Source organism: Microvirga yunnanensis (genome assembly GCF_025460875.1).
The window spans coordinates 72857-82278 of the sequence record NZ_JAMXFI010000028.1 but is presented as its reverse complement, the minus strand read 5'-3'; the positions used below and the strand labels follow the sequence as shown (position 1 = coordinate 82278).

Sequence of the window (9422 nt, the reverse complement as noted above, 5' to 3'; positions counted from 1 at the left end):
TCAGCGCCTCGCTGAGCACGTCCATGGTGTCGCAGGTGCCGCCGGACATGCAGTTGTCGCCATGGTCGAGCAGGAGCACGGGGCCCTGCCCGGCTCCCTCGCCGGCGGCGCGCGCCTCCGTGATCGATTGCTGAAGCGGCTCCTCACGATACACGAACTCGGCGCGGCGCTCCCACAGAAGCCCGCCAATGTCGCGGGCGACCTCCGCCGCGAGACCCGCGGATTCCGCGACCGTGATCACCGACACGCCGGCCTCTGGGATGTCGGCGATGGGAAAGCCGCCGAAGACACTGACCGCGAGCACGCCGGGCCGCTCCTCCGCCTTTCGTGCCGCCGCGATCGCATCCTGCATGGCGCTGGGGACGCCGGTATTCATCTTCAACGTATGGGCCAGTTGCGGCGGATGGCACCATGCGCGCTTCGGCGCGAGCCGCTCGTCGAGCATGCGCCCCACGAGCCGAGCTACATGGGCGCCGGTCTCATGCATGTCCACATGGGGATAGGTCTTGAAGCCGACCAGCACGTCGGCATTGGCGACCATGCGTTCGGTGATGTTGCCATGAAGATCGAGGGCGACGCCAAGCGGCACATCCGGCGCGACGGCACGAACGCGCGCGAGAAGTTCGCCCTCCCCGTCGTCGAAACTCTCCGTCACCATCGCACCGTGAAGATCGAGAAGAATGGTGTCACATCCGTTCCGGACAGCCTCGACGATGGCGGCCGCCATGGCCTCGAAAGCCTCGTTCGCCACGGGGCCGCTCGGATTGGCGGTGGCGAAGACCGGCGTCACCACCTCCGCGCCGCGCGCTTCCGCAAAAGCCAGGAAAGCCCCCATGGCCGTGCGGGAGCCTGCGCCGGCCTGCAGGGCATCCTCGTCCCAGCGGGGATTGAACGACGCGAGCGGCGTCGGCACCGGCGAGAACGTATTGGTTTCGTGATTCATGCGGGCGACGACGAAGCGCATGCGGGTCTATCCTTGTGAAGGCGCTGCCCAGCGCCGGTACGTTGTTCGTATCGGGATTCTTGAAGGACGCGTGTCAGTTTAGGCGTTCCATCCCGCGCCCGTCGTAGTCGAGAACGGCGCCGAGGAGCACCTGCGCTCCCGCCGCGCATTCCTCGAAGGACGTGCTTTCTTCCTCGTTGTGGCTCAGTCCGCCCGCACAGGGCACGAAGATCATGGCGGTCGGTGCGACGCGAGCGACGTAGGCTGCATCGTGACCCGCGCCCGAGATCATGTCGCGCGCCGGATACCCGGCCGCCTGCGCGCTCTTTGTCACGGACGCAAGGCAATCGGCATCGAACCTGACGGCGGGCGATTCCCAGACGTTCTTGGAGTCTACGCCGAGGTTTCCCTTGCCGGCCACCTCGTCGATCGCGGCGAGGAGCTTCAACTCCATCACGTCGAGGACGGCGTCGTCGGGATGACGAAAATCCACCGTGAAGAAAACGTGGCCCGGCACGACGTTTCGCGCATTGGGCTGCACCTCGACCAGTCCAACGGAGGCCACGGCGGAAGGCGCGTGCTCCAGCGCGATGGCCTCGATCCGGTCGATGAGCCGCGCCGCGCCCACGAGGGCGTCGCGCCGCATGGGCATCGGGGTCGAGCCTGTATGCGCCTCTCGTCCGGTGACGGAGACCTCATACCAGCGCATGCCCTGGACGCCTTGGACGATTCCGATGACTTTTTCCTCCTGTTCGAGGATGGGCCCCTGCTCGATATGCAGCTCGAACATCGCTCCGAACGTGATCGATCCGGCCTTGGCTTCTCCCCGATAGCCGATCGCCTCGATGGCCTCGCCGAAGGTGACGCCCTGACGATCTTCCCGGCTGTCCGCATAGGCCCGATCGAAGACGCCCGCATAGACGCCTGACCCGAGCATCGCGGGCGCGAAGCGCGAGCCCTCCTCGTTGGTCCAGTTCACCAGCATGAGCGGCGCGTTCGTCTCGTAGCCGGTATCCTGAAGGGTCTTGAGCACCTCCAGGCCGCCGAGCACCCCGAGAATCCCGTCGAACTTTCCTCCCGTGGGTTGCGTATCGAGATGGCTGCCGATCGCGATGGGCGGAAGATCGGAGCGCCTGCCGGGGCGAACGGCGAACATGTTGCCGACCTCGTCGACCGTCACGGTGCAGCCGAGCCTCTCGCATTCACTTTTCAGCCAGTCGCGCACCTGCCTGTCGGTATCCGTCAGCGTCAGGCGCGACACGCCGCCCTTCGCCGTTCCGCCGATCCTGGCGGTATTCATCAAGCTGTCCCAGAGACGCTGGGGATTGATTTGCAGATTGGGAATCATTCGCTTTACCAAAACGCGGGGTCAGTGGGCCTTCACGCCCAGATAGCGGTCCTTCGTGGCCTCATCGGCCGCGAACTCGTCATGCGTGCCCTGATAGACGACCCGGCCGAGTTCCAGGATGTAATGGCGGTCGGCGAGTTGCGTGCAAACGGCGAGGTTCTGCTCGACGAGCAGGATCGGGACACCGGTCGCGCGAATCTTCTTGATCTGGTCGACGATCTCGTCGACGATCACGGGAGCCAGGCCTTCGACGGGTTCGTCCAGCATCAGGAGCTTCGGCGCGTTGAGAAGGGCGCGGGCAATCGACAGCATCTGCTGCTCGCCGCCGGAGAGCTGGCCGCCGCCGTTGCGGCGGCGCTCTTCGAGGCGCGGGAAGATCCTGTACACGTCCCTCAGCGACCAGGGCGAGCCCTTGCGCTGCGCGATGCGCAGGTTCTCCTCGACGCTGAGCAGTCCGAAGATGCCGCGGTTTTCGGGCACGAGGGCGAGGCCACGCTGAGCGATTTTGTGAGGACGCCATCCCGTGACATCCGTTCCGGCGAAGCGCACGCGTCCGGCGCTCGGCGCGAGCAGGCCGCTGATGCTCTTCAGGGTCGAGGTCTTCCCGGCCCCGTTCCGGCCGAGCAGCGTCACGACCTCGCCGGCCCGCACCTCGAGGGTCACGCCCTGAAGGATATGGCTCTTGCCGTAATAGCCATGCACGTTTTCGATTTCGAGCAATGCCGTGGTCATGCGAGATCACCCGTGATCATGTTGCCGAGATAGGCGCGCCGCACTTCCGGATCGTCTCGCACCACGGCGGGCGGCCCCTCCACAAGCACGCGCCCCGCACGCATGACCGTTACGGTGTCGCTGATGTTCATGACGATGCCCATGTTGTGCTCGATGAAGAGCACCGTGTGGTCGCGGCCCAGATCGCGGATCAGGGCCTTCATGGCCTCGACGTCGTCGATGCCCATTCCGGATGTCGGTTCGTCGAGCAGGATCAGCCGCGGCTTCGCGGCGACCGCCATGCCAACTTCGAGCCGCCGCTGCTGCCCATGTGAGAGTTCGCCCGCCGCCCTGTCCGACACATGGGTCAGCTCCAGGCGCGCCATGACTTCGTCCGCGACGGCGAGCGCTTGGTCACGCGGATCGACGCCGCGCCAGGGTGCGAGCGCCTGCAGAGGCGTGCGCCCCTGAGCCGCCAGGCGCAGGTTCTCGCGAACGCGCAGGTTCTGGAACAGGCTCGTCACCTGGAAGGAGCGGGCGATGCCCAGAGGCACCCTCTTGTCGTCGGACACATGGGTGATGTCCCGCCCGTCGAGGGTGATCCGCCCGCTTGATGCTCGCACGCGGCCGGTGAGGGCATGGAACAGGGTGGTCTTTCCCGCGCCGTTCGGGCCGATCACGGAATGAATCGTGTTGGACTTGATCGACAGCGTGACGTCCGAGAGGGCGAGGAAGCTGCCGTAGCGGACGCCAAGATTGTTTGCAAATCTTCCGTCCACATCGTAGGCCGTTGTGACTTCTATCTCCGCGACCTGCAAGAATTCTATTGATGGATTTATACTTCTACCTATAATTTAATTATAACGTACATTAGCAAACATCAGCTTAATTATAGCGCAATGTTGTCCTTTTATTCGATAGATGCCTCATAAGACAAGTATACTTGAAAGCACTGAGCTTTGCTAATGTAATTTTGTTTACTGTTTCTGTGGGGCCAGTTCATCTTTTTTGCGTGAACCCCTCCTTCCGAGCCGATCAGATGCTCTCAGATGCAGAGGAGATGCACAGTAGTTGGTATCCCTCCCCTTCTGTCGTTCTGTTGCGCTCATGCTTACTTCGACTCCGCGCCACAGATCCAGAGTTTGACCAAAATTTAAGGCCGGCCCGAGCACATCCCTTTCATTGCACGAGTTTTCTGAGACCGTCGGCAAATCAGCTTATGGTGCACCTTAAATATCCATTCAACCAAAGCGTGTCTGACTGGGAGAATGCGATTAAATCATCGCGATAATCGTTTATTTCGTTCCTCAAAAATGATGCGGTTATCCGCAGCGCCGTTGGAGAACTAAAAATCAGCTACAGACCGGCTCGGCAAAAAACCGCGCATTAGAGAATGCGATTTTCTGAGAACCCTACAACAAAAATCCCGAAAAGGTTCAAAACCGAAAAAGTGGGGAGGGGGCGCAAAGCTTTATTTTTCGTGATCGTAGATATGCGCATGGGTCGACTTCTGCCCGTTAGATCAGAGTTCGCTCGGACGGCTTTAGTCGAGTTGGTCAGCCTCGGCATGCTGCAATCAAGAAATTAGAAGAATGGGATACGATTTTTGAGCCGAGGCGGCTTATTGAAATCTCTTGATGAGTCCAAAAAACGGAGGCACTCACGCCGCATGGCATTTAGGTCCCGCAATTTCTTGCCAAAGCCGTTCCAGGAACGGCAGTGAGTTGGTCTCGCGTGACAGGAAGCTCGACGTAGGCATTGGTGGCCTCGACCGTGCCTTCTTGGCAGGGTGCCTGCGGCTTGCAGAGATACGTATCCACCCTAAGCTTGTTTTTGAGTGACCTATATCGGCGAGCTCGGTGCCAAGGTCGAACGTGACCGGTCGCCGGAGCGGGAAGGGCCTTAAGCTTGTCGGCCCTGAATAACCCACAACTTGTTGGGACAGAAGGATTCTTCGTCATCACGAAGCATTGTAAAATGCCGGCATCTGGGGACTGACCCGCTCAAAACCGGTGTTTTGCCATGGGACCCAAGCCGACGCTGCCGAGTTCCGGCGACCTCTATCGCAGCCGCCTCGATCAGATCCTCGATCCCCGCCACGCGTTGTTCCGCCTGGCTGCTTTGATCGACTGGGACAGGTTCGATCACGAGTTCGGCCGCTTCTATCGGCCGCTCGGCCGGCCTGCCAAACCCACCCGGCTGATGGTGGGCCTGTCCTATCTCCAGCATACCTTCAACCTGTCCGATGAAGCCGTGGTGCAGCGCTGGATCGAGAACCCGTATTGGCAGTGGTTCTGCGGCTGCGAGTATTTCCAGCATCAGTTGCCGTGCGATCCAAGTTCGCTGACACGCTGGCGCAAGCGGCTCGGGCCAGAAGGACTGGAGAGGCTGCTGGCGGCCACCATCCAGGCTGGGCTGGAGAGCGGCGCGGTGCGGACGACGAGCCTGGAGCGGATCAGCGTCGACACCACCGTGCAGCCCAAAGCCATCACTCATCCCACCGACGCCAAGCTCTATCTCAAGGCTCTCCTTGCCCTGGTGCGGCAGGCCAAGCGGCACGGCCTCGAGCTGCGTCAGGCCCACACCCGCCTGGCCAAACGCGCCGCCGTGCAGGTCGGTCGCTATGCCCATGCCCGGCAGATGCGACGCATGCGGCGCGAGTTGAAGCGGCTGAAGACCTATCTCGGACGCGTGTACCGCGATGTCGCCCGCAAAATCGCCGGGGATGAGGTTCTCTCACGCCGGTTTGCTCCTCTGCTCGGCCTCATCGAGCGTCTTCTGACCCAGGAGCGCACGAGCAAGAACAAGCTCTATAGCCTGCACGCACCGGAGGTGGTGTGCATCGCCAAGGGCAAGGCGCATCGGCCGTACGAATTTGGCTCCAAGGTCGCGCTGGCGGTGACCAACCGCGAAGGCTTCGTGCTCGCGTCCAAGGCGCTCGAGGGCAATCCGTACGACGGGCATACGTTGGACACGACCGTCGGCCAGGTCATCGCGATGACGGACGTGGAGCCCGCACGCATCTACGTCGACCAGGGCTATCGCGGACACGACTACGCCAAGACGGATCGGGTGTTCATCACGCGACAGCGGCGAGGGCTCACGCCAACGATCAGGCGGGAGCTGAGACGCCGATCCGCCATCGAGCCGATGATCGGGCACATGAAGGCCGACGGACGGCTTGGACGCAATCACCTGCTCGGAGCAGCCGGCGATGCGATGAATGCGCTCCTCGTGGCCGCCGGGCACAATCTGCGGCTGATCCTGAACTGGCTCAGGCTTTTTGTGGCCTGGCTCAGGGCAGCTCTGATCATCTCATCCGCGCAACCGGATACTTCTCAAGCCGCCTGAAATCCAACGCCAGCTTCGTGCCGACGCATTATTCAGGGCCGACTAATTCAGGCGATAGGAGCCGATCGAGGGCTGCACGATCCTCGCCGGGCTCCGGGCGCATCATTCCGTCCTACATAGGGGTTGCGTTCAATCATCTGACTGGCGACGTTCACGTCCCTTCCTCAACTCAGCCAACAGGCGTGGAGGAGTGGTGATCCGGGCATCATGGACGGCGTGGAGGGAGGAGCCTGCGGTTCAGTGATGGTGCTGGATCGAGGCTGCCTCTTTGGTGACGACGAGCTTGTCGAGCTTAGGCGGATCTATGCTGAGTTGGTCCGCCCACTCCTCCAGGGCCGAGGCATAGAGCCGGCCGAGGAACCGCGAGGGACCATGCACGCAAGACTTGAGTATGACCAATTCATCGAGCGCCTGCTTCAGCAGCTGTTGATCCAGCATGGCGAGGCCTCCTCTACGAAGCCTCTGTAAACCTGCATTCTCAGGTCTGACGTGCCAAGGGCGCAAAAGGCTTACTAGCCTAAATCCCGGGGTCAGGTTGTCTGAAACCTTCCAAGCCTTGCGGGCACTTGAACCACTGCAGGTTTTCGGCGCTCCTCACCTTCGGCCTTGCCGGGATTCAGGCCAGCCGCCTACCTCTATACTTGCGGCTGCTTAATACCTGCAGCGGCTCCCGCTCAGCCGCTGAGCCTTGTGTTGAGATGCCTGCTGTTGGCGAAAGGAGCGCGGGCATGGAACTGACCCAAGTCGAAACGCGAGGCCTTGGCCTGCGCTTTACTGGCCGAAGAATTATCGCCAGCGCCGTACGCGGTAGGCCCGGATTAAACTCAAAACCCTGCCCGCGTGACTGACTCCGAATGCGACCGGATTACAACCGAAAGCCGACGTTCAAAGAATGCCAGCACCGTGCCAGAAGGCGACATTCCTCCTTGGCCACAACGTGCTAGCGCCAGCTTGAGCGAATAAGCTAATTGCTCCAGATCCCTACGCGAGCTGACCGCGCCCGGTCCGAGGCAAGCGTAAGTCCCAGGCTTGCATCCGGCGCAACCCGTCCGCCACCATTGAACAACACGACCATGGATAGGTCCATCCCGTCGACTTGGCATCGGTAAACATCTGTTGGACCTGTAGGCTCACAGTCCACTTCGCGGCCATCCAGATATTTGGTCAATTCATTAGCGCTGCCTGCATCACCATCCGTCTGTACTCCCATCAAGTGGATGGTGCGGCCCTGCAGTGAGAGTGTTGCTGCATCAACAACGTTCGGAACGCCACGAAGTATATTTGTGGTTACCGGAACAGCTGCCGCCCGGACCGGTAATGATCCCAGTGAACTGTCCCCAGACGACCGTGCAGGGCGTGCCATGCCTATCGGCTCACTGCTCTTGCTGCTCTGAGATTCGTCCGCCCTTTGACGCACGGCAGACGCGGCCTGATTCCTTTGTAGCCCTCGCCCAAGCTCCTCTTCCAATTCCTGTAGTTCTCTGCGGTTGTATGCAGCAAGAACCGCGTGCTGCCCCCGCAGTTGCTGAAGGGCGTGACGTTCGTCTGCCACGACGGCAAGATCACGCGTAAGAGCGTCTGCCCGCTCGCGCTCCTTTTGGAAGGACGCCTTGAGCTCTGCCCATTGTTGCGCGTTTACTGCCGCAGAAGCGGCCTCTTGTGCCCGCAAAGCCTGAAGCGCGACCAGTTCCTCAGTAACGGCGGAAAGGTCGCGGGAAAGTGCATCGGCCCGCTGCTGCTCTCGGTCTCTGGCGGCTTTCAATTCTGCAAGCGCCTCAGATGTTGCCGCAGTGAGAGTCGCGACTGAACCATCTATTGGCACTGACACGAGCTCTCCTGCGTCAGCTGGAAGCGCGGTGGACTGATCGTCGTCCGGGAGGCCAAGTGCTTGTAACTCACCTAAGAAGCTTGGCCTTCGAAGCTGATCCATGAGTACAATAGCAAGGGTGCCAACGTTTGTTGCCCTACTGAGGCGGCTTTTAGCTTCTTGTACTTTGCCCTCGCGAAGGAAGCGCTCGATATCCTTTGCGAGTTGCCGCCGCTCCGGTGAGTCAACCATCAATGGCAGGATATCAGCGGCGTTCCCGAAACCCCTCGACTGTGTCTGGCCTGCTGCTTCAGAGGCCGCTTCGGTTGTTTGATAATCTTGGATGGTAGAACGGCTGCGCAGGCCAAGATCGCTCTTTCCTGTCATAGTTTGGCTCTCAGCCATCGCAGGGGCACTCAGCAGCATCCCTAACAGAACTGCTGCAGATGTCTTTGCGAGGTTGCTACGAGCTTGCCGGAGCGATCGGCTGAATGGCACGATATGCTGTCTCGCAGAGCGACTTGTGAGCTCTGCAAAGTTTCGTCCGCACATATGGATCTCCATCAAGAGCGATCCTGTCGGCTTGTAAGCTAGGGCGAGCACTTGTAGTGCTGTTGGATAGGCATCCCATAATCTCTTCGACTAGCCACAGCAGTGCTCGTTCTAACACCGCTTACAACGCAAGAGCCAAAATCATTCGGGCAAGGCACGCTTTAGCAATAAACCCTTTATGAACAAACAAATGAATTGTATCTTAGCTGCTCTGGTCGTCAATATAGCCACTTTTGGTATGGACTCGCAAGAATAACGCCTTAATACTAGGCCTATATTCTATTTTTCCCCGACGAAAGCTGATTTCATTATCATGGTAGACACAGAAACCTTCTCGCAAGGTTCTGTACCAACTCGCGATCACAGACGTTTTTTCCTCAGCACACGACTCGTTTCGAAGATGATCACAGGCCGCTCTCCTGCGAAGCTCACAACCAACTCATGCGTCCCAACCCCGCGCGAGCGTTCGTTCAGCTTAGGATTGACAGCCTCAAAGTCAAAAGCTGAACGCACAATGCATGTGTTCGTGCCAGAACTGCATCGCACGTTCAACGTGTCAGGCCGGTAACGATAATCTCGGTCAGGCCACCGTTGAGCGAAGCGGCGCTTCTCGGCAAGTAGCTCTCCAAAGCTCATTCTCTTTCCATGGAAGGTTACTCTTGAGCCGTAGAACTCTGGCGTCGTCTGGAGTGCCTGACGGTTTGAGGTGG

Annotated in this window: 7 protein-coding genes; 1 reads left to right on the top strand and 6 read right to left on the bottom strand. The window is 60.2% G+C overall.

The window, feature by feature from the left end; translation table 11 throughout:
• From NF876_RS15915 to NF876_RS15900, 4 genes are all read right to left on the bottom strand, one after another.
• Positions 1–964 (bottom strand): M81 family metallopeptidase (locus NF876_RS15915; protein WP_262269769.1); only part of this gene is annotated, 964 nt, incomplete at its 3' end.
• A gap of 73 nt (positions 965–1037) precedes the next feature.
• Complete coding sequence (locus NF876_RS15910) at positions 1038–2243, bottom strand: M20 family metallo-hydrolase (RefSeq protein ID WP_373696671.1); 1206 nt, start codon at positions 2241–2243, stop codon at positions 1038–1040.
• Between the two features lie 69 nt (positions 2244–2312).
• On the bottom strand, positions 2313–3023 hold the full coding sequence (locus tag NF876_RS15905) for an ABC transporter ATP-binding protein (protein WP_262269767.1): 711 nt from the start codon (positions 3021–3023) through the stop codon (positions 2313–2315).
• Positions 3020–3820 carry an ABC transporter ATP-binding protein gene (locus NF876_RS15900; RefSeq protein WP_262269766.1) on the bottom strand — a complete coding sequence of 267 codons (801 nt, stop codon included), beginning with the start codon at positions 3818–3820 and terminating at the stop codon, positions 3020–3022. The genes NF876_RS15905 and NF876_RS15900 overlap by 4 nt, the downstream gene beginning before the upstream one ends.
• A 1204-nt stretch (positions 3821–5024) precedes the next feature.
• On the opposite strand from NF876_RS15900, the gene NF876_RS15895 reads away from it, so the two are divergent.
• Complete coding sequence (locus NF876_RS15895) at positions 5025–6353, top strand: IS5 family transposase (RefSeq protein ID WP_262269765.1); 1329 nt, start codon at positions 5025–5027, stop codon at positions 6351–6353.
• Between the two features lie 237 nt (positions 6354–6590).
• Here NF876_RS15895 and NF876_RS15890 read toward each other — a convergent pair whose 3' ends face one another.
• Positions 6591–6791 carry a hypothetical protein gene (locus NF876_RS15890; RefSeq protein ID WP_262269764.1) on the bottom strand — a complete coding sequence of 67 codons (201 nt, stop codon included), beginning with the start codon at positions 6789–6791 and terminating at the stop codon, positions 6591–6593.
• 526 nt (positions 6792–7317) lie between these two features.
• The gene (locus NF876_RS15885; protein ID WP_262269763.1) at positions 7318–8724 is read right to left on the bottom strand and encodes a thermonuclease family protein; all 1407 of its coding nucleotides are present in this window, start codon (positions 8722–8724) and stop codon (positions 7318–7320) included.
• Between the last annotated feature and the right edge of the window lie 698 nt (positions 8725–9422).